This window comes from Brevibacillus sp. HB1.2 (assembly GCF_013332495.1).
GTDB classification, from domain to species: domain Bacteria; phylum Bacillota; class Bacilli; order Brevibacillales; family Brevibacillaceae; genus Brevibacillus; species Brevibacillus porteri.
Genome location: NZ_JABMIU010000024.1, coordinates 1 through 21,657, shown reverse-complemented (window position 1 = coordinate 21,657; position 21,657 = coordinate 1). Strand labels below are relative to the sequence as shown.

At 46.6% G+C, this 21,657-nt stretch carries 20 protein-coding genes and 12 tRNA genes; 18 read left to right on the top strand and 14 right to left on the bottom strand.

Going from position 1 to position 21,657, the window contains the following annotated elements; all coding sequences use genetic code 11:
• Nucleotides 1–24 precede the first annotated feature (24 nt).
• The 14 genes from HPY28_RS28615 to rpmH all read right to left on the bottom strand — a co-directional run bounded on the left by HPY28_RS28615 (nt 25) and on the right by rpmH (nt 13,319).
• Nucleotides 25–1,179 (bottom strand): aminotransferase class V-fold PLP-dependent enzyme, encoded by a 1,155-nt coding sequence (locus tag HPY28_RS28615; protein WP_017246832.1) that lies wholly within the window; start codon nt 1,177–1,179, stop codon nt 25–27.
• 15 nt (nt 1,180–1,194) lie between these two features.
• Complete coding sequence (locus tag HPY28_RS28610) at nt 1,195–2,040, bottom strand: ParB/RepB/Spo0J family partition protein (RefSeq protein WP_017246833.1); 846 nt, start codon at nt 2,038–2,040, stop codon at nt 1,195–1,197.
• The gene (locus tag HPY28_RS28605) at nt 2,037–2,795 is read right to left on the bottom strand and encodes a ParA family protein (RefSeq protein ID WP_015894094.1); all 759 of its coding nucleotides are present in this window, start codon (nt 2,793–2,795) and stop codon (nt 2,037–2,039) included. The genes HPY28_RS28610 and HPY28_RS28605 overlap by 4 nt, the downstream gene beginning before the upstream one ends.
• Nucleotides 2,796–3,303: 508 nt before the next feature.
• Nucleotides 3,304–4,158 carry a nucleoid occlusion protein gene (gene noc / locus HPY28_RS28600; RefSeq protein WP_017246834.1) on the bottom strand — a complete coding sequence of 285 codons (855 nt, stop codon included), beginning with the start codon at nt 4,156–4,158 and terminating at the stop codon, nt 3,304–3,306.
• 637 nt (nt 4,159–4,795) lie between these two features.
• A complete protein-coding gene (locus HPY28_RS28595) occupies nt 4,796–5,359 on the bottom strand; it encodes an MgtC/SapB family protein (protein WP_017246836.1) in 564 nt (187 codons plus the stop codon).
• 212 nt (nt 5,360–5,571) lie between these two features.
• Nucleotides 5,572–6,288, bottom strand: a complete 717-nt coding sequence (gene rsmG / locus HPY28_RS28590; RefSeq protein WP_017246837.1) for a 16S rRNA (guanine(527)-N(7))-methyltransferase RsmG — start codon at nt 6,286–6,288, stop codon at nt 5,572–5,574.
• Nucleotides 6,289–6,299: 11 nt separating this feature from the next.
• Nucleotides 6,300–8,198, bottom strand: a complete 1,899-nt coding sequence (gene mnmG / locus HPY28_RS28585; RefSeq protein ID WP_174231874.1) for a tRNA uridine-5-carboxymethylaminomethyl(34) synthesis enzyme MnmG — start codon at nt 8,196–8,198, stop codon at nt 6,300–6,302.
• A 16-nt stretch (nt 8,199–8,214) separates the two neighbouring features.
• Nucleotides 8,215–9,591, bottom strand: a complete 1,377-nt coding sequence (mnmE, locus tag HPY28_RS28580; RefSeq protein WP_174231873.1) for a tRNA uridine-5-carboxymethylaminomethyl(34) synthesis GTPase MnmE — start codon at nt 9,589–9,591, stop codon at nt 8,215–8,217.
• A 289-nt stretch (nt 9,592–9,880) separates the two neighbouring features.
• Nucleotides 9,881–10,510 carry an RNA-binding cell elongation regulator Jag/EloR gene (gene jag / locus HPY28_RS28575; protein ID WP_007720132.1) on the bottom strand — a complete coding sequence of 210 codons (630 nt, stop codon included), beginning with the start codon at nt 10,508–10,510 and terminating at the stop codon, nt 9,881–9,883.
• Nucleotides 10,507–11,265, bottom strand: a complete 759-nt coding sequence (yidC, locus tag HPY28_RS28570; protein WP_017246840.1) for a membrane protein insertase YidC — start codon at nt 11,263–11,265, stop codon at nt 10,507–10,509. Before yidC ends, jag begins: the two co-directional genes overlap by 4 nt.
• A gap of 38 nt (nt 11,266–11,303) precedes the next feature.
• Nucleotides 11,304–11,528 (bottom strand): membrane protein insertion efficiency factor YidD, encoded by a 225-nt coding sequence (gene yidD, locus HPY28_RS28565; protein ID WP_217444920.1) that lies wholly within the window; start codon nt 11,526–11,528, stop codon nt 11,304–11,306.
• Nucleotides 11,529–11,532: 4 nt separating this feature from the next.
• Nucleotides 11,533–11,913: a ribonuclease P protein component gene (gene rnpA, locus HPY28_RS28560; RefSeq protein WP_017246841.1), complete on the bottom strand. Its 381-nt coding sequence runs from the start codon at nt 11,911–11,913 to the stop codon at nt 11,533–11,535.
• Between the two features lie 142 nt (nt 11,914–12,055).
• On the bottom strand, nt 12,056–13,024 hold the full coding sequence (locus tag HPY28_RS28555; RefSeq protein ID WP_174231871.1) for a nucleotidyltransferase family protein: 969 nt from the start codon (nt 13,022–13,024) through the stop codon (nt 12,056–12,058).
• A gap of 160 nt (nt 13,025–13,184) precedes the next feature.
• Nucleotides 13,185–13,319 (bottom strand): 50S ribosomal protein L34, encoded by a 135-nt coding sequence (gene rpmH / locus HPY28_RS28550; RefSeq protein ID WP_007720125.1) that lies wholly within the window; start codon nt 13,317–13,319, stop codon nt 13,185–13,187.
• A 584-nt stretch (nt 13,320–13,903) separates the two neighbouring features.
• On the opposite strand from rpmH, the gene dnaA reads away from it, so the two are divergent.
• From dnaA to HPY28_RS28460, 18 genes are all read left to right on the top strand, one after another.
• Nucleotides 13,904–15,265 carry a chromosomal replication initiator protein DnaA gene (gene dnaA, locus HPY28_RS28545; protein WP_017246844.1) on the top strand — a complete coding sequence of 454 codons (1,362 nt, stop codon included), beginning with the start codon at nt 13,904–13,906 and terminating at the stop codon, nt 15,263–15,265.
• Nucleotides 15,266–15,472: 207 nt separating this feature from the next.
• Entirely contained in the window at nt 15,473–16,612 is a 1,140-nt protein-coding gene (gene dnaN / locus HPY28_RS28540; RefSeq protein ID WP_017246845.1) for a DNA polymerase III subunit beta, read from the top strand.
• Between the two features lie 32 nt (nt 16,613–16,644).
• The gene (gene yaaA, locus HPY28_RS28535; protein WP_017246846.1) at nt 16,645–16,860 is read left to right on the top strand and encodes a S4 domain-containing protein YaaA; all 216 of its coding nucleotides are present in this window, start codon (nt 16,645–16,647) and stop codon (nt 16,858–16,860) included.
• Nucleotides 16,861–16,876: 16 nt separating this feature from the next.
• The gene (gene recF, locus HPY28_RS28530; protein ID WP_106835596.1) at nt 16,877–17,995 is read left to right on the top strand and encodes a DNA replication/repair protein RecF; all 1,119 of its coding nucleotides are present in this window, start codon (nt 16,877–16,879) and stop codon (nt 17,993–17,995) included.
• Nucleotides 17,996–18,006: 11 nt separating this feature from the next.
• On the top strand, nt 18,007–18,294 hold the full coding sequence (gene remB, locus HPY28_RS28525; RefSeq protein WP_017246848.1) for an extracellular matrix regulator RemB: 288 nt from the start codon (nt 18,007–18,009) through the stop codon (nt 18,292–18,294).
• Nucleotides 18,294–20,219 (top strand): DNA topoisomerase (ATP-hydrolyzing) subunit B, encoded by a 1,926-nt coding sequence (gene gyrB / locus HPY28_RS28520; RefSeq protein ID WP_017246849.1) that lies wholly within the window; start codon nt 18,294–18,296, stop codon nt 20,217–20,219. The genes remB and gyrB overlap by 1 nt, the downstream gene beginning before the upstream one ends.
• A gap of 219 nt (nt 20,220–20,438) precedes the next feature.
• Nucleotides 20,439–20,515: transfer RNA gene (locus HPY28_RS28515), tRNA-Ile, on the top strand.
• 44 nt (nt 20,516–20,559) lie between these two features.
• A tRNA-Ala gene (locus tag HPY28_RS28510) sits at nt 20,560–20,635 on the top strand.
• 17 nt (nt 20,636–20,652) lie between these two features.
• A tRNA-Asn gene (locus HPY28_RS28505) sits at nt 20,653–20,728 on the top strand.
• A 7-nt stretch (nt 20,729–20,735) separates the two neighbouring features.
• A tRNA-Glu gene (locus HPY28_RS28500) sits at nt 20,736–20,809 on the top strand.
• A gap of 33 nt (nt 20,810–20,842) precedes the next feature.
• Nucleotides 20,843–20,918 (top strand) — tRNA-Val (locus tag HPY28_RS28495).
• Between the two features lie 25 nt (nt 20,919–20,943).
• A tRNA-Asp gene (locus tag HPY28_RS28490) sits at nt 20,944–21,020 on the top strand.
• 35 nt (nt 21,021–21,055) lie between these two features.
• A tRNA-Phe gene (locus HPY28_RS28485) sits at nt 21,056–21,131 on the top strand.
• Nucleotides 21,132–21,145: 14 nt separating this feature from the next.
• A tRNA-Thr gene (locus HPY28_RS28480) sits at nt 21,146–21,221 on the top strand.
• A gap of 47 nt (nt 21,222–21,268) precedes the next feature.
• A tRNA-Tyr gene (locus tag HPY28_RS28475) sits at nt 21,269–21,353 on the top strand.
• An 18-nt stretch (nt 21,354–21,371) separates the two neighbouring features.
• A tRNA-Gln gene (locus HPY28_RS28470) sits at nt 21,372–21,446 on the top strand.
• Nucleotides 21,447–21,454: 8 nt separating this feature from the next.
• Nucleotides 21,455–21,530 (top strand) — tRNA-Lys (locus HPY28_RS28465).
• A gap of 30 nt (nt 21,531–21,560) precedes the next feature.
• Nucleotides 21,561–21,646, top strand: a tRNA-Leu gene (locus HPY28_RS28460).
• Nucleotides 21,647–21,657: the final 11 nt, after the last annotated feature.

Sequence of the window (21,657 nt, the reverse complement as noted above, 5' to 3'; positions counted from 1 at the left end):
TGTCCCCCTACAGATGCCTTACCCTTACACAAACGCTGCTGCTATTTCTCGAACAGCGTTATGAAGCGCTTCTACATCTTTCTCTGAGTTGAAAATTCCAAAGCTGGCGCGAACCGCTCCACGTTGTTCGGTACCGGCAGTCTGGTGACCCAGTGGCGTGCAATGAAAACCCGATCTGGTCGCAATCCCGTATTGTTGATCCAGGATAAACGATACCTCTGCTGCATCCACCTCTCCGATATTAAAAGCAACCACACCTACACGTTCCGTCTCAATCCCCGGTCCGTAGACATGTACACCCTCGATCTGCTGCAATCCAAGGATCGTTTGTTTCACTAACTCCCATTCGTGCTGACGAATGTTGTCTACACCTTTTTCCATGACAAAATCAACGCCTGCTTGCAGCCCTGCCAAACCAACCGTATTGAGTGTTCCGCTTTCGTATCGATCTGGACGAGTTGTTGGTTGATCGATCGCTTCAGACTGACTACCTGTCCCCCCATGAATCAAGGGCTCGAGATCAATATCATTGCTCACGTACAAACCACCTGTACCTTGTGGACCATACAGTCCCTTGTGCCCAGGAAAAGCAAGCATGTCAATATTCATTGCCTCTACATCGATAGGCAAAACACCAGCAGATTGAGAAACATCCACCAAAAACGTAATTCCGTGCTCTTTTGCCAGTTTCCCCAGTTCGGCTACAGGCAGAATGACACCTGTCAAATTGGAGGCATGACTCACAACGATTAACCGCGTCGCGGGCGTAATTGCCTTGGCAAAATCCTCTACATAGAATTGATGGTCTTCTCTCGGCTCGACAAAAGTAGCTTCTACCTGGTTGTTTTTGCGCATGTACTCGATGGGACGTCTTACCGAATTATGCTCAACAGACGAAGAAATAACATGATCGCCTGCTTGTAAGAATCCTTTTATCGCCTGATTAAGCGCTTGAGTAGCATTGAGATAAAAAAAGAGGTTATTCGGGTTTTGAATCCCAAACAACCGCGACACTTGCACCCGTGTCCGAAACACAGCTTTACTCGCTTTCATCGCCAGTGCATGTCCACCTCGGCCAGGATTTGCAGCAAAATCTTCGATGACCTCCGCCATCATGTCTTTGACTGCTGGTGGCTTCGGCCATGTAGAAGCTGCGTTATCCAAATAGATGATCGCCATGACTACCTCCTGGGCTTACTTCTCTATATTCAACATATCGATGATTCGCTCCAAGTCTTCCTGTGAATAGAAGTCAATCTCGATCTTGCCGCGCTTCGATCCTTTCTTAATCTTGACCGATGTTCCAAAACGACTGCGTAGCCGTTCCTCCATCTCGATCAATACTGGCTCGTTTTTCGCTGGCTTTTTCTTTTTTGTTTCACGTGAAACATTGAGCTGCTTCACAAGCTCCTCCAGCTGACGAACACTCAATCCTTTTTCCACCACGTCATTTGCGAGCTGTTGTTGTAATTTCTTATCCGTTACCCCAAGCAAAGCACGCGAATGTCCCATGGATAGTTCGGATGCCGAGACCATTTTTCGGATCTTCTCTGGCAGTTGCAGCAAACGCAGCATGTTGGCTACATGCGGTCGACTCTTCCCTATCTTTTGTGCAAGCTGTTCTTGCGTATAATCATGGTGAGAAATCAGCTTGTCATAAGCCTCTGCCTCTTCGAGTGGATTCAGATTTTCCCGTTGCAAGTTCTCAATCAGGGCAATCTCCATTAATTGCTGATCTGTGTACGCCTTTACTACTACCGGAACCTCTTTTAACCCCGCTACTTTTGCAGCACGCAATCGTCTTTCTCCAGCTACCAGCTCGTAACCTTTGATGCTTTTCCGAACAATCAGCGGCTGGATGATCCCATGCTCTTTGATCGATTGTGCTAGTTCCTCGATAGCCGATTGCTCGAATTCTTTCCGGGGCTGATAAGGGTTAGGACGAATCTCATTGATGGAAACTTCTTTTACCTGTTCCCCTTCTTCGATGAGATTGGAAGTAATAAGCGCATTCAGCCCTTTTCCCAATCCTCTACTCATACCCCTACCACTTCCTTCGCCAAATCAGTATAGACTTCCGCTCCTCTTGAGCGTGGATCGTACGTAATGATGGCTTGTCCGTGTGACGGCGCTTCACTCAAGCGAACATTTCGAGGAATAATTGTCTTGTATACTTTGTCCTGAAAATACTTTTTCACTTCTTCAATCACTTGCAAACCGAGATTCGTACGTGCATCGAGCATCGTCAGCACGACACCTTCGATAGCAAGCTGTGAATTCAAGTGTTTTTGGACCAAACGAATAGTGTTCAACAGTTGGCTTAATCCCTCTAGTGCATAGTATTCACACTGGATTGGAATTAAGACGGAATCAGATGCTGTCAAAGAATTAACGGTCAAAATCCCTAAGGATGGCGGGCAATCGATGATGACGTAATCGTACTTGTCTTTGACAACTTCCAGCGCCTTTTTCAGACGAACCTCACGAGAAATCGTAGGAACCAGCTCGATTTCCGCACCTGCCAATTGAATGGTGGCAGGAATGATCATTAATCCTTCAATTTCAGTTGGCAAAGTCGCATCGACGGGGTTGATATCATTGATCAGGACATCATAAATGCAGTACTTAACATCTGCCTTATTTACCCCGATCCCACTGGTTGCATTTCCTTGCGGATCAATATCAACCAGCAGCACCTTTTTCCCCAATGCGGCCAAACAAGCACTTAGATTGACGGACGTAGTCGTTTTCCCGACGCCGCCTTTCTGGTTCGCAACCGCAATGATTTTTCCCAACTTCTCCACCTCTTTTTTGTCGTGTAGGAAAGCTTGTGGTTTGACCAGTACACTCTCCAGTACGTCTTTCAAAGTCATCTTCTGTATCCTCATCTAGTTAGTCATTCGAGTCTATTTACGATTTGCTCGTATTCTTGTAAAACGATAGTCTTTTATACAATTTCCTTCGTTCGTTGCCATTCAGTAACCTTACATGGCCTGTACATAATAAGACGAAAAAAGTCTCTGCAAAGTTATCCTCATTTATTATCGAGTAAACCTGCAAGTATGCACAGGTTGGTACTCTCCATGTTATCAGATTTACAGCTTAGTCGTACGCTGTTTTTTTTAGATAGTGAGACAAAAAAGCCTGATTTTTGTCCCGAAAATGCAAATTTCCCTAGCTTTTTTTATACGAAATGCTTTTTTCTGGAAATTAAACATTACCGAAAGTCTCTTTTTCCTCTAAATAATCAGCATTTGCCCAAAAAGAAAGGCGACCTTGTCGCCTTTTTTGTTACCATCTCATTTATTTCCCTGTTTCCTTGTTTTTCGGAATACGAATGGTGAATTGATAGAATTCATCATGATCTTCTTCCGCCGTCTCTACAGGTAGGCCCGTCTGGATCACCATATCGATCGATTGTCGAACAGTATTAATCGCAATCCGCGTATCTCTTGAAAATGCTTTCCAGCGAGGCTTCGCATCTTTTTCCGATTTTGGGTTCTCAGCCAATTCTAGAAGCTGCTTCACGCGCACTTCCGTCTGTTTCACATTCCATTCCCGCTCCAAAATCTCCAACAGGACCTTATTTTGTAATTCTGGTTCTTTTAACGGAATCAGAGCCCTTGCATGACGCTCTGTTACTTTTCTGGACAACAATGCATCTTGAATTTCTTGCGGTAAATGGAGCAAGCGCAGTTTGTTTGCGATTGTCGATTGTCCTTTGCCTAAACGTTGAGCAAGACTCTCTTGCGTCAAATTGTGCAAATCAATCAGCTTTTGATATGCGACTGCCTCTTCAATGGCTGTCAAACCCTCTCGTTGCAAATTCTCAATCAAAGCGATAGAGGCTGTTTGCGAGTCATTAAACTCTTTGACAATCGCAGGAATCCTCTCCATGCCCAATTTTCTAGTTGCGCGCAAACGTCGTTCTCCAGCAATCAATTCATAACGACCATCGCGAACCCGCACGACAATCGGTTGAATGAGCCCATGAGTTCGTATCGTTTGACACAACTCATCAATTTTCTCGTCATCAAATACAGTACGAGGTTGATATGGATTCGGTACAATCTCCTCAACTGGTATTTGTTTGATTTCTTCGTTATCTGTCTTGTCCGTCAAGCCAAAAATCCGAGAAAATGAATCTTTAACTGCCATAGAAAAATCCCCCACTTCTACCCGTTCCATCCGTGCTATTTTAAAGTCTTTGAAGAGGTGTTCAAAAAGTCATTTTTGATCACGAAGTAATCCTGAAGAGATTGCGCAACAACGAAACAAGCGTTCACCTTCGAAGTCCTGGTGCTCATGTAGCTCCCCTACATTCCGCCCCTCCATCTTCAGCTTCTCGCCACTTTCTTGGTGCTGAAAAGACGACTTTTTGAATACGTCCTTGAAACTGAAAAAGGTCCTGTCCAATCAACGACAGAATCTCCCTCGAAACATTTTGTATCCCTCGCCCATCCATTGTCCGGATATGACAGATTGAATATGTTCTTTGATTATTGCTGCTAAGGAAAAATGGCATATTGGCGTCGTAAGTGAGTGCAGTCCTACTCTTTTTACATAGGTCCTCCTCTTACATCGTTAGAGACAGCATGCATTTATTTAAAAAAAGCTTCACAAGCCCTATCGTACACGCTGCTTAACAGACTCTTCCTGCCCATCCGGTCGGTTTGTAAAATTGCCTTTGACCTAATCTTCTTTCCCTATACGCTTTCTTCAGGTTCATTTATATATATGTAATTCTGCAAGATTCGTCCAATTCCTGCTAACGAAAAACGTTTCACGTGAAACATCAATCGTGATCTTCGTCATAAAAATCGCGATCGTCACGGTGCTTTGGCCTCTCTTCACTTCCAATGCTCTCATCAGTAGGATGTGAAATCTTGGTGACAGAAAACAATCGAGGGAAAAGTCTATGAAAGTCTAACGTCAGGTAAGAGAAAATCGCGGCAACGATCGCAGCGACATACATTCCTGCACTGAACATTAGACCAATGGCTGAAGCAACCCACATCCCTGCTGCCGTCGTCAGGCCTTTCACCGTACCATTGAATTTAATAATAGCTCCGGCTCCCAAAAATCCCATGCCCGTCACGACTTGTGCAGCTACCCTCCCTGGATCGTGATTTACACCACTCGAAGAAAAGCCATAAATAGAAGCTAGTCCAAAAAGACACGAACCAAAGCAAACGAGACTATACGTTCGAAACCCAGCACCTCTTTGCCTACTCACATCCTTTATGAATCTCTCTCGCTCCCATCCCATGATGGCACCTGCTAGAAAAGCAAGAAAGAGCCGAAGCAATATGGTCGGGAGTTCTGGCGGAAAAAAGGAGGAAAGTACTGCTGCTTGCATAGTCTAATCACCCTCTCATACGATGTCATTCCTTCGAAGGAGCTAGTACTATGTATATGCCGAGCTGTAGACTCCATGATCCAAGAAGCAAACCTGAGAGACTACTTTTGAGGCATACTTTCCATTTCATCAGGAATGGGCAATTTCACTTAAACTATCCATACGAAAAAAGGCCGCAGCACGTGGCTCCGACCCTCTCGTATGACTGACTCCTACACTAACGGCTTTTTCGCAGGAACTCCTGCCTTGCGCGGATAGCTTTTCGGTGTCGCTTCTATTTTTTCCATGATGACGATGTTACGCTCTCCCGCTTCCTCTAGAAGCTGGAATGTCTCGACCTTTCTCGTCTTTCCACCGAGCGTCTTGATTGCCTTTTTCGCTTCAGCAAGCTCTGGAGTAATCTCCGCTCCCTTGAGAGCGACGAAGTGTCCTCCGACTTTGGCAAAAGGAAGGCAGAACTCCGATAACAGATTGAGTCTCGCAACAGCACGTGCCACTACGAGATCAAACTTTTCCCGATAAATCGCTTCTTGCCCTCGATCCTCAGCACGCCCATGTACGGGATTTACGTTCTCCAGGCCCAGCTCCTTAGCTACATGCTGCAAAAAGCTCATTCGTTTATTCAAGGAATCAATGATCGTCATTTTCAGATGTGGGAAGCAAATTTTCAAAGGAATGCTCGGAAAGCCTGCGCCCCCACCGATATCTACAACCGATTGCACCTGGTCAAATGGGAAGTAAAAAGCCGGCGTGATCGAATCATAAAAATGCTTGTTGTACACTTGCCCCTCTTCGGTAATCCCGGTCAGGTTCATCTTCTCATTCCATTCCACCAGCAGGCGGTAAAAATGATCAAACTGCTCCTTCTGACGATCCGTCAAAGAAATCCCCTGGGCTGCAAGTACCTCGGCAAACTGTTCTTTCGTCATAGCTTTTCTCCTTATTCGGCTACTCCCACGCGTTTGTACTCCAGATATACCATCAACACGGAAATGTCTGCTGGAGTAACCCCTGCAATACGAGCCGCCTGCCCGATGTTCAATGGACGAATTTTGGTCATATTGTCGCGGGATTCCTTGGACAAACCAGAGATTTGGTGGTAGTCAATATCCGTTGGGATGCGGCGCTCCTCCATTTTTTTCATCCGCTCAACCTGTTGCAAAGACTTTTTGATGTAGCCATCGTATTTAATCTGGATTTCAACCTGTTCGGTCACATCCTCTGGCAGTGCTTCTGGTGCAGGGACCATTTGAGCAATGTGGCTGTAGTTGATTTCCGGACGACGCAGCAATTGAGCCAGCTCGATGACATCTGTCAGTTCAGGAGAGCCTGCGTTGCGCAAAACCTCTTGGACATGTGCCATTTCAGGGCGTACACGCGTGTTTGCCACACGTTCTTTTTCTTGCTCGATCAGCTCGCGTTTTTGGATAAATCGATTATAGCGCTCTTCGCTAATCAGACCAATTTCACGGCCGATATCCGTCAGGCGCAAGTCCGCATTGTCATGACGCAGCAGCAAGCGATATTCTGCACGAGAAGTAAGCAAACGATAAGGCTCATGCGTTCCTTTCGTAACAAGGTCGTCAATCAAGACACCGATGTACGCCTCTTCTCGTCCCAAAATAACTGGTGGTTTCTCTTGAACGCGACGTGCTGCGTTAATTCCTGCCATGAGACCTTGACCCGCTGCTTCTTCATAGCCAGAGGTACCATTGATTTGTCCTGCTGTGAACAAGCCAGGCAAGATTTTTGTTTCCAAAGAAGGCCAGAGCTGTGTCGGCACGACCGAATCATACTCAATCGCATAGCCAGGGCGCATCATTTTGACTTCTTCCATTCCAGCCATGGAGCGCAGCATGGAAAGCTGAACATCCTCCGGCAAGCTCGTCGACAAGCCTTGTACATACATTTCTTCGGTATTGCGTCCTTCTGGCTCCAAGAAAATTTGGTGACGCGGCTTATCGTTAAAACGAACTACTTTATCTTCAATCGAAGGGCAATAACGCGGGCCTGTTCCTTCGATCATCCCCGAGTACATTGGAGCACGATGCAGATTGCTATTGATGAGTCCATGCGTTTCTTCATTTGTATATGTCAGCCAGCAAGGAAGCTGATCCATAATAAACTCCGTTGTTTCATAAGAAAAAGCGCGCGGTACCGGATCACCAGGCTGAATCTCCATTTTAGAGAAATCCACACTGCTGCTATGAACACGTGGTGGCGTCCCCGTCTTGAAACGTGTCATTTCAAAACCGAGTTCCTTCAAATGATGGGCCAGACGAATGGACGGACGCATGTTGTTCGGTCCACTTTCGTATTGGAGATCTCCGAGGATGATCTTTCCGCGCAAATAAGTTCCCGTCGTCAATACAACAGATTTGGCCATGTATCGAGCCCCAGTTTGCGTAATAACCCCTTCACAGACACCGTCGATCACGATCAGCTCTTCCACCATCGCTTGACGCAGGATCAGATTCGGAGTATTTTCAATCGTTTTTTTCATTTCATGCTGATACGCAAATTTGTCTGCTTGTGCGCGCAAGGCATGCACAGCAGGTCCTTTCCCTGTATTCAGCATACGCATTTGGATATGGGTTTTGTCAGTATTGCGTCCCATCTCTCCACCAAGCGCGTCTAATTCGCGTACGACGTGGCCTTTTGCCGGACCACCTACGGAAGGATTACATGGCATATACGCCACAGCATCCAGGTTGATCGTCAACAGCAATGTACTGCAACCCATACGTGCAGCCGCCAATGCAGCTTCCGCACCGGCATGACCCGCACCAATGACAATGACGTCAAACGAGCCCGCTTCATATGCAGGTACAACGTTCATTTTTTGTCCTCCTCTATCACTTACCCAGACAGAACTGGGAGAAAATCTGGTCAATCAAATCCTCGCCGACGCTTTCTCCGATGACTTCCCCAAGCAGCTCCCACGACTTTTTAATGTCGATCTGAATCATGTCTACTGGCATCAAGTCGTCGATTCCACCCAGTGCTTCATATATGGCTCGCTCTGCCTGACGAAGCAGTTGAATATGTCTGGCGTTACTCACGTAGGTCAAGTCATCCTGCTGCACACGGCCACTGAAGAAAATCTCCCCAATTGCCTGCTCTAGAAGATCGATCCCCGTCTCCTCACGCGCAGACGTCATAATCAACGGCTGCTGAGGGAAATGACGCTTGATCTCTTCCAAATCCACTTTTTGCGGCAGGTCGAATTTATTAACAATCACGATCACATGGAACCCTTTTGCCGCTTCAAAAATCGCGTAATCATCGGCGGAGAGAGGCTCGTTGTAGTTGATCACGAGCAACACGAGGTCAGCCTTTTGCAGCAGCTGCCTGGACTTCTCTACCCCGATTTTCTCCACGATGTCCTCTGTATCACGAATTCCTGCGGTATCGATGAGTCGCAAAGGAACCCCACGCACATTGACATACTCTTCGATAATATCGCGTGTCGTTCCCGCAACGTCAGTCACAATCGCCTTTTCCTCTTGAACCAGACTATTTAATAGAGAGGATTTTCCTACATTCGGACGTCCAATAATCGCGGTCGACAAGCCTTCACGCAAAATTTTTCCTTGCTGTGCGGTCTGCAACAGTCGTTGGATTTCATCTTTAACCTCCAGGCACTTTCCTCGCAAGAAATTTTGTGTAAACTCCTCAACGTCATGCTCTGGATAGTCCAGTGTTACTTCTATATGGGCCATCGCTTCAATCAAGTTTTGGCGCAGCTGCCGAATGAGCCTGGACAGCTTCCCTTCTACTTGATTCAATGCGACCTTCATCGCTCTGTCTGTTTTCGCCCGGATCAAATCAATGACGGCCTCAGCCTGAGACAAATCGACACGTCCATTTAAGAACGCACGCTTTGTGAACTCGCCCGGCTCCGCCAATCTTGCACCATTATCCAAGATTAACTCCAGAACCTTTTCAACGGAAACAATTCCTCCGTGACAGTTGACCTCAACTACATCCTCCCTCGTAAATGTACGGGGAGCCTTCATTACGGAAACCAGTACCTCTTCCACTCGTTCACCTGTGTTTGGCTCATACAAGTGCCCATAATGGATCGTATGGCTGTCCACAGTGGACAACCGCTGCTTTCCTTTATATATCTTATCCACAACTTCGATCGCTTCCGTACCGCTTACCCGGATCACGGCAATACCGCCTTCACCCATCGGTGTTGCGACCGCCGCTATTGTATCGAATTTCATGCTGTTCACCTCAAGCTTTCCACTCTTACAAGTCAGCCACTAACTTACTAGCATAACAGATCGTCTAGAAAAATTCCAAAAGAAAGTGCAGCCAATCCATATGGCTAAACATCTAATAGGAAAAAGCAACCCTATCCGCCAAGGTTGCTGTCCATTTTGGTTATCCACAGTATAATCATTTTCGCAAATCCTCAACCATTTGGTCAATTATCCACAGTGGACAACTTTTTGAAGAGATTGTTCAAAATGTCGACGCTTGCTCACTTAATTTCAGGCAAAAAAAAGAAGCCTAGCGAGAGGCTTCTTTCGGTGCAATCACGATATAACGATTTGGCTCGTCTCCTTCACTGAAAGTAACCACATCCGCTCTCTTTTGCAAGAAGGCATGGATTACTTTCCGTTCAGCAGCAGACATTGGTTCCAGACGCACATCCCGTTTGGTCGATAACGCTTTTTTCGCCACACGATCTGCGAGCTGCTCCAATGTTTCCTTGCGACGCAGCCTGTAATTTTCGGCATCCAAAGTGATACGTACATGTTTGTCCGCATGACGGTTCGCTACGACGTTTACGAGATACTGTAATGAATCAAGAGTTTGTCCCCTGCGGCCAATAATGATTCCCAGATTGGTTCCCTGGATGTCAAACAGCATACCCTCTTCATTTGTACGCGTCTCCACTTTGGCATTCACCTTCATGTTTGACAAAACGTCTTGAAGAAAGTCACGTCCCTGTGCAACCGGATCAAAGTGAAATTCTACTTGCACTTTAGCGTCCTTTGCCCCAATCAGTCCAAACAATCCTCTGCTTGGTTCTTCTAGAACTTGGATCGTTGCCCGCTCACGCGGCACTCCCAATTCCAGCAAAGCTTTTTGCACAGCATCGTCGATCGTTTTTGCCGTAGCTACCACCTTTTTCACTTGGAGGCTCCCCCTTTAGGAGTAGGCATATTTCCTTTATCACGATACAGGAAGTAGGTTTGTACAATGGTAAACAGGTTACCGTATACCCAGTACAGAGACAGCGCTGATGGCAATGTGACGGCAATCGCCAAAATCATCAGCGGCATCATGATGATCATCATTTGCATTTGTGGATTTCCTTGTGTTGCTTGACCCATCATCTTGGACTGCAGGTACGTCGTAATCGCCGCAACAATCGGCAAAATGTAGTACGGATCTTTTTCTCCCAACGTTAACCACATGAACGTTTGCGAGTTAATCTCGGTCGTACGGATGATCGCATGGTAGAACGCGATCAAAATCGGCATTTGTACCAACATTGGCAAGCATCCAGCCAACGGATTGACACCGCTCTTCTGGAACAAAGCCATTGTTTCCGCTTGCGCTTTTTGTGGATCATTCTTGTGCTTCTCACGGATTTTTTGCATCTCCGGTTGAATCTCTTGCATTTTCTTGGAGCTCTTGATTTGCTTGACCATCAATGGAAGCACAATGATTCGGATGATGATCGTTGCAATCAGGATACCCAGACCGTAGTTGTTTCCGAGTATCAATGCGCTCTCTTTAATTAGCCAGGACAGTGGATAAACAAAATACTTGTCCCAAATGCCGGTTGCGTCAGGGCCAATTGGTGCAGCAGCTTGGGGGTTACAGCCCGACAAAACTAGAACCAGCATAGTCAGCATAAGAATGCTGAGTGTACGTCTACTCAAGGGTGATCCTCCTTTTCCCCGCTTCAATTGAGGTAATCTTATTTGTGCTGATCCGGGACTGGATCATACCCGCCCGGGTGGAACGGATGGCATTTCAAGATGCGACAAAGGGCCAACCAGCCTCCCCTCCACGCCCCAAATCGACGAATCGACTCGATTGCGTAGTGAGAACAGGTGGGCGCGAATCTGCATGAAGGTGGTTTATACGGAGAAATCATCAGTTGGTATCCCCGAATCAACCAAACCATGATCTTCACCATCATCGTTTCACCCTCTTTTTCCATCTCTTTTTCCATTATGTACGGGTGCCTGTTTGATCACTTTGGCTCGCTTCATCACATGTAACAGAGATTGCTCAATGGCTTCAAGCGTCATCGCTTCCACACCCGGACGGGCGATGATGACGAGATCGAGACTGACCGGAATATCAGACTCCATTCGAGCTACTGCTTCGCGTATAAGCCGCTTGACTCTATTGCGGACAACAGCATTGCCAATTTTTTTACTGACGGAAATTCCCGCGCGAAAAGCCGCTTGTCCTTCTTGCTTTGCTGAATACAAGACAAACTGCTTATTAGCAGCAGAACTTCCTCGTTGAAACACAGCTTGGAATTGCTCATTTTTTTTGAGCCGGTGTGAACGATGCAAAGGTAAACAACCCCTAACATCACAATTATAGTAGAAAACGTACACAGCATCTACCAGTATATCCTTGTTTCGTCCACTTTTTTCCCCTAAGTATACTCGGTTTAGAACAAAATCAAAAATTCAGTGGAAAAAATGAATGCTATCAGCCAATTTCCGCAATGATTTCTGCACTGGCATAGCGCAAGTCAGAGAGCAATTGCTCATCCGCTTGGAAAAAGCCCAATTTTTGAAGGGACAAGGAAAGCTTAGCAGGCAGATCCGCCCAATGATTCTCCAGCCATTCATCAGAATCCACGCTATGATATAACCAGATCGCCTCTGAAAATAATAAAAACCCGGCCATATCAAGCTGATTTCTCTCCTGCAATCTCTGAGCCTTTTTCTTTACTAACCAATCATTTTCAACCGCCAGCGCAAACTGGGTCCCCTCATATTTTGACCGTAGATGAGCTCGATAGTCTGCCAATAGCATGAGTGCATCCTGTACCTCTTCATTACGCTGGTATGTCTCCTGAAAAAAGCCTTCCATACCGTCCGAACGTCCTGCTTTCTGTACCAACTGATACAGCTGTGCATCACTCAATGAATGCCCCTGGAAAAAGGCACTCATTTGATACGCACCGATCCATCCTGCCCATGCAGCCAAATAAGCAGAGTAAGGGAAGCCTTCCATTAAGGCAGCCTGCGCCTCTTCGTGGAATGAATCTACCACCGCTTTTGCCTGTGCGAACATTTTCTCTTTTCCAGCCAGAGAATCCATGTAGGCACACATGTCATTCATCCAGGAAGTGAAACAATCCTCTGGGTCCAGAACAACCTTTGCTTCCTTTAAGTAACGCCATGCCCACGGATTCTCGTATACTTCTTCATCTGTAGGAGCAGCTTGGACCTGTAACTGTATCACATGCCCTCTAAACAGACGATTTTCACAGGAAGGATCACCTTCTCCCTCCACAAAGATGTGTAAATCGAGGTCGCTGTATGCGTCCGCTTCTCCCCTCCCGACAGATCCCCCAGCATAGGCACATACCAAGCTAGCTAGAGGCCATTCGTCAAGAAACTCGCGCGCCAACGATACAAAAAACTCGGTTACGTCCTTGCTTTGCTCCATCGGCCTCCTCCTGTCCCTTTAATAAATAGTAGGATTTTCGGTAGCTAGGTAACAATATCCCTCAAAAGGTTTCCACATCGGAGAGAGCCTTCCTCTTTTTATAAGAACAAAGAATTTTCAGACATATGTAAGCAAACAAAAAGGCCACTGAAAGTGTGGCCTAAGCGGAAAGAACTTTTCTACCTCTTTGACGACGAGCAGCCAAAATTTTGCGGCCATTCTTTGTGCTCATGCGCTTACGGAATCCATGATCCTTTTTGCGCTTGCGGTTGTTAGGATTGAAAGATGGTTTCATTACGTATACACCTCCGTCTTGCAAAGACATTCTTTTGCATTATAAGAACATATGCCTAAAAAGTCAAGTGACAGTGGAATTTCATTACCAAGGCAAATATCCCCATAAAACTATTTCCCGAACCTGTGGATATCATTTTATCCACAAAAACAGGTTTCGACAAGTTTATCTACAGCTTGTACACAAAATATAGGGATGTGAATATGTGGGGAGTACCAGAAGTTGTGTTTGTGGATAAGTATGAAAAAACCATTGATACCATGCCTTATATCTGTTATTATGTTTTTGTTTTGAAGCGTGAATAACTCCGATACGTAAATCGGTTTTTCCACAGGGTGTGGATAAGTTTGTGGACAGATTCTTTCCTATGTGTATGTCGTTACTCACAGGATTGAGGATAACCGTCTGCTTTTTTTCACTTCTACGAGCGGAATCCCTATATTTCGACTTTTTTTATCCACAGTCGCTACATTCGACTGTGTTGACAATTAGGTCACAACATAGCAGGTTTTTGCACTTTTTCTCGATCATTATGGATCGGTGCTTCATCAATTTTTCGGATGGTCCAGAGGGAGGGATTCTGGTTGGATGCAGCGATTAGCGAACTATGGCGCAAAGTACTCGCCAAGATAGAAAAATCGCTAAGCAAACCCAGTTTTGATACCTGGCTGAAGGCGACAAAGGCAACTACATTAGAAGAAGATGCACTGATCGTCGTCGCACCAAACGACTTTGCTCGTGATTGGCTAGAAACCAGGTACGCACAACTGATTACCGATACACTATATGAAGTGACGGGTATCAATATGAAAGTAAAGTTCGTCGCGATGCAAAATCCTGATGCGGCTTTTGCCGACGAACAACCTGCCCCACGGGTGAAAATGAGCGAGCCGCCAACAGTCGCGGATGACCAGCCACCCAGTATCTTAAATCCCAAATACACCTTTGACACGTTTGTCATCGGCTCAGGGAATCGATTCGCTCACGCCGCATCGCTTGCGGTTGCTGAAGCTCCTGCAAAAGCTTACAATCCCCTCTTCATATACGGAGGAGTCGGACTTGGCAAAACCCACTTAATGCATGCAATTGGCCATTATGTCATTCAGCACAACCCATCGGCGAAAGTGGTCTATTTGTCGTCTGAGAAATTCACCAATGAATTCATCAACTCTATTCGTGACAACAAAGCCGTCGAATTCCGCAATAAATACCGGAGTGTTGACGTTCTTTTAATTGATGACATTCAGTTTTTAGCGGGCAAAGAATCGACACAAGAAGAGTTTTTCCATACGTTCAATGCCTTGCATGAAGAAAGCAAACAAATCATCATCTCCTCCGATCGGCCTCCCAAGGAGATCCCGACACTGGAGGATCGTCTCCGCTCACGCTTCGAATGGGGACTGATTACGGATATTCAACCGCCAGACCTCGAAACGCGGATTGCGATTTTGCGTAAAAAGGCGAAAGCGGAAAATCTCGATATCCCTAATGAGGTAATGGCGTACATCGCCAACCAGATCGACAGCAACATCCGCGAGCTGGAAGGCGCACTGATTCGTGTCGTTGCCTACTCTTCCTTGATTAATCGCGATATCGACACGCAGCTGGCAGCGGAAGCACTGAAAGACATTATTCCTTCCTCCCGCCCACGCGTGATTACCATTATGGACATCCAACGAACGGTCGGAGAAGCGTTCAGCCTGAAACTAGAAGATTTCAAGGCGAAAAAACGGACAAAAACCGTCGCTTTCCCACGTCAGATTGCGATGTATCTCTCTAGAGAGCTGACGGATGCCTCCTTGCCGAAAATCGGTGATGAATTTGGCGGCCGTGACCATACGACAGTCATCCATGCCCATGAGAAAATCTCTCGTGCGCTGGCAAATGACCCTCATATGCAAACAACCATTCAGTCGCTCATTGAAAAGTTAAAAGCAAACCATTAAACCTGTGCATAACGCAAAAAGCCTATACACAACTTACCCACATGTGTATAGGCTCTCTTTTACGTATTGAACCCACATATCCACAAATCCACAGGCCCTATTACTACTTCTGTTAAAAAGATCTATCCTAATAAGTTATGATAAAGGCGCAGCCATTATGCAGATTCCAACCAAAAATAATGGCGCCGGAGAGGGAGGCTCACGTCGATGCATATTACCGTTCAGCGTGAAAAGCTATCGAACGCCGTATCGCATGTTAGCAAAGCAGTTTCTAGCAGAACTACGATTCCAATTTTGACCGGGATTAAAATCAAAACGGATGATGAAGGTTTGACACTCACAGCAAGCGATTCTGATGTGTCTATTGAAGTTCAGATCCCGCTGGAAGAAGCCGGAGAATGGGGAGTAACCGTACATCAACCTGGTAGCATTGTGTTGACTGCACGTATTTTCAGCGAAATCGTGCGCAAGCTGCCAAGCAATGAAATCGATATTCAAGTTGATGATCGTCTCGTAACCCAAATTCGTTCCGGACAAGCGGAGTTCACCATTAACGGAATGGATGCCAACGAATATCCACAGCTGCCGCATCTGGAAGAAGATAAAGTCTTCAGTGTTCCCTGTGATTTACTGAAGGCAATGATTCGCCAGACTGTATTTGGTGTCTCTACTTCCGAAATGCGTCCGATCTTGACTGGTTTGATGTGGTCGCTTGATCAAGGCAAATTGCGTTTTGTGGCAACCGACAGCCATCGCTTGGCTAGTCGTACTGCTATGGTCGAATGCCCAGAGGATCTTTCTTTCCATAACGTGGTTGTTCCGGGTAAAAGCTGCAATGAATTGGTAAAAATATTAGATGACGACCAAAATCTCGCGGATATCGTTGTTGCTGACAATCAAATTTTGGTGAAGTCCAAGCATATCTTGTTCTATTCCCGTCTCTTGGAAGGAACCTATCCAGACACGACCAGAATTATTCCACAAGGAAGTAAAACGGAAATCACCGTCAGCACCAAGGAGTTTTTGCAATCCATTGAGCGTGCTTCCTTGCTGAGCCGCGAAGGCAAATCGAACGTAGTCAAGCTCGTTACGATGCCTGATGGAACCGTCGAAATTACGTCCAATGCACCTGAGATCGGGAAAGTAACGGACATTTTGACGCCAAAAGCAATGAATGGCGAAGAATTGAAAATTTCCTTCAACGCCAAATACATGATCGATGCGCTGCGTGCAATCGATAGCGCGGAAATCAAAGCGAGCTTTAGCGGCCCGATGAGTCCATTTGTGATTCGTCCGACCGATCACGACTGGATGCTCCATTTGATTTTGCCGGTTCGTACGTACTAATTTGTTTTTACGTAAAAGAAAGGAGCCAAGCCATGCGTGAGGTTTCCATTAGCACAGACTATATTGCTCTCGGCCAATTTTTGAAGCTGGCTGAAATCATTGACACGGGGGGAATGGCCAAAGCTTTTTTGGCTGAGGTTCCGATCCAGGTCAATGGAGAGTTAGACAACAGACGTGGACGCAAGCTATATCCTGGCGATGAAGTGGCGATTGAAGGCTATGGTCGCTATCAAGTGGTACGCCCCTGAGAGGAGAGCGTGATTCTTGTTTCTCAAGAACCTGTCGCTAACCAATTATCGCAACTACGAAACGATGTCCCTGTCGTTTGACGGTCCCATCCAGTTGTTTATTGGCAACAACGCTCAAGGGAAAACGAATGCTCTCGAATCGATCTATGTTTTGGCACTCGCCAAATCCCACCGAACGCCCCGTGACAAGGAGCTAATTTCTTGGGATGCCGATTATGCCACGATCCGTAGCGATGTTCTTCGTCGCTACGGTTCTGTTCGTTTAGAGCTGCAGTTGACAACCAAGGGAAAGCGGGCCAAAATCAACGGAATGGAACAGCAGAAGCTGAGCGCCTATGTGGGGGCATTGAATGTCGTCATGTTTGCACCTGAGGATCTTTCCATTGTCAAAGGCGCACCTGCCCAGCGCAGACGCTTCATCGATATGGAAATCGGTCAGGTTTCACCTACGTATCTTTATTATTTGAGCAATTACAACAAAGTGCTGGCCCAGCGAAATCAGCTTTTAAAGGATTTGGCCATGAAAAAAAGTAACTCGCTGGAAATGCTGGCAATTTGGAATACCCAATTAGCCGATTTAGCGGTAAAATTGTTACGGAAGCGTTTTGAGTTCCTTCGGAAGTTGGAGACGTGGGCACAGGAAATCCACACCGGCATTACCGATGGCAGGGAAAGACTTTCTTTGCATTACGTAAACTCATCGCCCGTTACAGAAGAGATGACGATAGATCAGGCTGTAGATAAAATGCTTGCTGCCTACGAAGAGGTTCGCGACCGGGAAATCATGCGGGGGAGCACCCTTATTGGGCCACACCGTGATGATTTTTCACTTAAAGTGAACAACATGGATGTGCAAACGTATGGTTCCCAGGGACAGCAACGCACCAGTGCGCTGTCTATTAAATTAGCCGAAATTGAGCTGATTAAAGAAGAAGTGGGAGAATACCCCGTTTTGTTGTTGGATGATGTCTTGTCAGAGTTGGATGAACATCGGCAAACATTGCTACTCGAAACCATTCAGGATCGAGTACAGACGTTTGTAAGTACCACAGGTGTGGAAGGCTTAAAGCATCAGGTTCTCCAGCAAGCCTCTCGTTTTTACGTGAGGGAAGGGAAAATCTCCGGAGAAAGGTAGGGGGTACAGGGATGTTTATTCACATTGGTGGAGATACTGTGGTGAGCACGAAGGAAGTCATTTCCATTCTTGATCATCAGACTGTGAAATCCTCAAAAATCAACAAAGCGTTCTTACTCGAAAAAAGTAAGACAATTGTTGATCATAGCGAGGAAGAAACGAAGTCTTATGTAATCACCCAGAACGCCATTTACTGTTCACCTATTTCTTCTCTGACGCTGAAGCGACGCGCTCAGTTCGTGGACAGCTTGGATCAGTTTCCCTTTGTACAAGCTGAAGTGGAGGAGTTGACAGAGTAGTGGATCAAGTGACGACGAAAGATACAAACTACGATGCGAGTCAGATTCAGGTACTGGAAGGGTTAGAGGCAGTTCGGAAACGTCCTGGCATGTACATCGGGTCGACCAGCAGCCGAGGTTTGCATCACCTGGTATGGGAGATTGTCGACAATGCCATTGACGAGGCGCTGGCCGGTTATTGCGACGAGATCTTGGTGGTCATTCATCCAGACAACTCCGTATCTGTAACCGATAACGGTCGAGGAATCCCGACTGGCATTCATGAAAAGACCGGGAAATCCACTGTTGAAACCGTTTTGACTGTATTGCACGCCGGGGGTAAATTCGGTGGTGGCGGATACAAAGTGTCCGGCGGTCTTCACGGGGTAGGTAGCTCGGTAGTGAACGCGCTATCCGAATGGATGGAAGTCGAGGTTAAACAAAATAACCAGGTATACTACATGCGCTTTAAAGTAGGCGCACCGGATGCCGATCTTGCTGTAGTGGGCGAGACCGAAGAGACGGGAACAAAAGTTACCTTCAAGCCAGACCCGACTATTTTTACCGAAACAACGGTATTTGAATACGAGATTTTGCAAAAACGTATTCGCGAGCTGGCGTTCCTTAACAAAGGCTTGCGTATCACGCTGAAAGATACACGTCCAGATCAGCAGAAGGAAGAGTCCTTCCACTACGAGGGCGGTATCATCCAGTTCGTAGAATACTTGAATAAAAACCGGGAAGCCTTGCATGATGATGTGATTTATTGCGAAGGGGAAAAAGAAGGTCTTGTCGTGGAGGTTGCCCTTCAGTACAACGACAGCTATGTGAGCAACATCTACTCTTTTGCCAATAACATCAACACGCATGAGGGTGGTACCCACGAAACTGGATTTAAAACGGCTCTTACACGTGTTATCAATGACTATAGCCGCAAGTTTAACTTCCTGAAGGAAAAGGATCCGAATCTTTCCGGGGACGATGTGCGTGAAGGCATTACCGCGATTATCTCCGTAAAAATTCAAGAGCCTCAGTTTGAAGGACAAACAAAAACGAAGCTGGGCAACTCGGAAGCGCGAAGCATTACTGAGTCAGTCTTCGGTGACCGTTTTAACACCTTTATGGAAGAAAACCCGGGTGTAGCCAAAAAAGTTGTGGAAAAAGCACTCATGGCATCTCGTGCCCGTGAGGCAGCTCGTAAAGCACGTGAAATGACTCGTCGCAAGAGTGCCCTGGAAGTAAGTGCTTTGCCAGGGAAACTGGCGGACTGCTCTTCCAAGGACGCATCCGAATCTGAACTGTTCATTGTAGAGGGTGACTCTGCGGGTGGTTCTGCGAAGATGGGACGCGACCGTCATTTCCAAGCCATTCTTCCTCTTCGCGGGAAGGTATTGAACGTAGAAAAAGCACGTCTGGACAAAATTCTCGGGAATAACGAGATCCGTGCCATTATTACGGCTTTGGGAACGGGTGTTGGCGAAGACTTTGATATTTCAAAGGCACGTTACCACAAAGTCGTCATTATGACGGACGCCGACGTCGACGGGTCGCATATTCGGACGCTTCTGCTGACGTTCTTCTTCCGTTACATGAAACAGTTGATTGAAGCGGGGTATATTTATATTGCGCAGCCGCCTCTCTACAGCATCAAGCAAGGGAAGACGTTGCAGTATGCTTATACCGACAAGCAACGTGATGCGGTACTCGCTACCTTGAAGGCTCAACCCAAGCCTAACGTCCAACGTTATAAAGGACTAGGTGAGATGAATGCGGATCAATTGTGGGAGACTACGATGGACCCAGAAGTTCGTACGTTGCTTCAGGTAGATCTCGAGGATGCTATGGATGCCGATATGGTGTTTGAGACACTGATGGGAGACGAAGTAGAGCCTCGCAGGGAGTTTATTGAGCAATACGCGGCAAACGTACGCGATCTTGATATTTAAGTTGGAACGAAGAAAAGCTTGTCCTTTACCGGGCAAGCTTTTTCTTTATGAAAATATAAAAACACATTTGAAAAATACGATGAACATGACTTATAATAGAGTGTGCTTTTGTTAAGCTCGTATTCCACAAAAAAAGTTCACTCATGCAATAAAAAAAATCAAATTTTCTATTGCAATGAATTTAAAAGTGTGATAGATTTAAGTCCCGGAAGTAATTATGGGCCTATAGCTCAGTTGGTTAGAGCGCACGCCTGATAAGCGTGAGGTCGGCTGTTCGAGTCAGCCTAGGCCCACCACTTACATAGCTGACATGGCAATTGCGTCATTAAAGCGTTAGGATGGGGCTGTAGCTCAGTTGGGAGAGCGCCTGCCTTGCAAGCAGGAGGTCATCGGTTCGATCCCGTTCAGCTCCACCATTCTAAAATATGATTATTCCTCGGTAGCTCAGTTGGTAGAGCAATCGGCTGTTAACCGATCGGTCGGCGGTTCGAGTCCGTCCCGAGGAGCCATTGAAACGGCCCGTTGGTGAAGCGGTTTAACACAGCAGCCTTTCACGCTGTCATACAGGGGTTCGAATCCCCTACGGGTCACCTAGCAAAACGCCCTGCAATCGCAGGGGTCCTGGAGGCTTAGCTCAGCTGGGAGAGCATCTGCCTTACAAGCAGAGGGTCGGCGGTTCGATCCCGTCAGCCTCCACCACTTTTAACAACTGAATGTTTTACATGGAGCTGTGGTGAAGTTGGAGTTCACGCCGGTCTGTCACACCGGAGGTCGCGGGTTCGAGTCCCGTCAGCTCCGCCATTTTTCTCAAGCGATGGCGAAATAATTACGCTTGAGGCTCGGTAGCTCAGTCGGTAGAGCAGAGGACTGAAAATCCTCGTGTCGGCGGTTCGATTCCGTCCCGAGCCACCATTTATACAAAACACGCCGGTATAGCTCAATTGGTAGAGCACCTGACTTGTAATCAGGGGGTTGTGGGTTCAAGTCCTATTGCCGGCACCACTTTTTCTTTGAAAGTTGAATAAGGTTTACTTTTGAAGGACAAGCTTGGGGAGATAGTGAAGTGGCTAAACACGGCAGACTGTAAATCTGCTCCCTCCGGGTTCGGCGGTTCGAATCCGTCTCTCCCCACCATCTTTACTTCATGGCTATTGGGGTATAGCCAAGCGGTAAGGCAACGGACTTTGACTCCGTCATTCCTAGGTTCAAATCCTAGTACCCCAGCCATTTTTCGAGAGCCATTAGCTCAGTTGGTAGAGCATCTGACTTTTAATCAGAGGGTCGAAGGTTCGAGTCCTTCATGGCTCACCAGTTTTTAAAACGAGAGATAGATCTTCATATGCGGTCGTGGCGGAATGGCAGACGCGCTGGCTTCAGGTGCCAGTGGTGGCAACACCGTGGAGGTTCAAGTCCTCTCGACCGCACCAAGAAATTCCTT

Coding starts and splice junctions, on each gene's coding strand:
- dnaN (WP_017246845.1), top strand. CDS start 15,473: ATGCATATTACCGTTCAGCGTGAAAAGCTATCGAACGCCGTATCGCAT.
- HPY28_RS28615 (WP_017246832.1), bottom strand. CDS start 1,179: ATGGCGATCATCTATTTGGATAACGCAGCTTCTACATGGCCGAAGCCA.
- HPY28_RS28595 (WP_017246836.1), bottom strand. CDS start 5,359: ATGCAAGCAGCAGTACTTTCCTCCTTTTTTCCGCCAGAACTCCCGACC.
- HPY28_RS28610 (WP_017246833.1), bottom strand. CDS start 2,040: ATGAGTAGAGGATTGGGAAAAGGGCTGAATGCGCTTATTACTTCCAAT.
- rsmG (WP_017246837.1), bottom strand. CDS start 6,288: ATGACGAAAGAACAGTTTGCCGAGGTACTTGCAGCCCAGGGGATTTCT.
- remB (WP_017246848.1), top strand. CDS start 18,007: ATGTTTATTCACATTGGTGGAGATACTGTGGTGAGCACGAAGGAAGTC.
- yidD (WP_217444920.1), bottom strand. CDS start 11,528: ATGATGGTGAAGATCATGGTTTGGTTGATTCGGGGATACCAACTGATG.
- mnmG (WP_174231874.1), bottom strand. CDS start 8,198: ATGAACGTTGTACCTGCATATGAAGCGGGCTCGTTTGACGTCATTGTC.
- HPY28_RS28555 (WP_174231871.1), bottom strand. CDS start 13,024: ATGGAGCAAAGCAAGGACGTAACCGAGTTTTTTGTATCGTTGGCGCGC.
- noc (WP_017246834.1), bottom strand. CDS start 4,158: ATGGCAGTTAAAGATTCATTTTCTCGGATTTTTGGCTTGACGGACAAG.
- mnmE (WP_174231873.1), bottom strand. CDS start 9,591: ATGAAATTCGATACAATAGCGGCGGTCGCAACACCGATGGGTGAAGGC.
- rpmH (WP_007720125.1), bottom strand. CDS start 13,319: ATGAAACCATCTTTCAATCCTAACAACCGCAAGCGCAAAAAGGATCAT.
- yaaA (WP_017246846.1), top strand. CDS start 16,645: ATGCGTGAGGTTTCCATTAGCACAGACTATATTGCTCTCGGCCAATTT.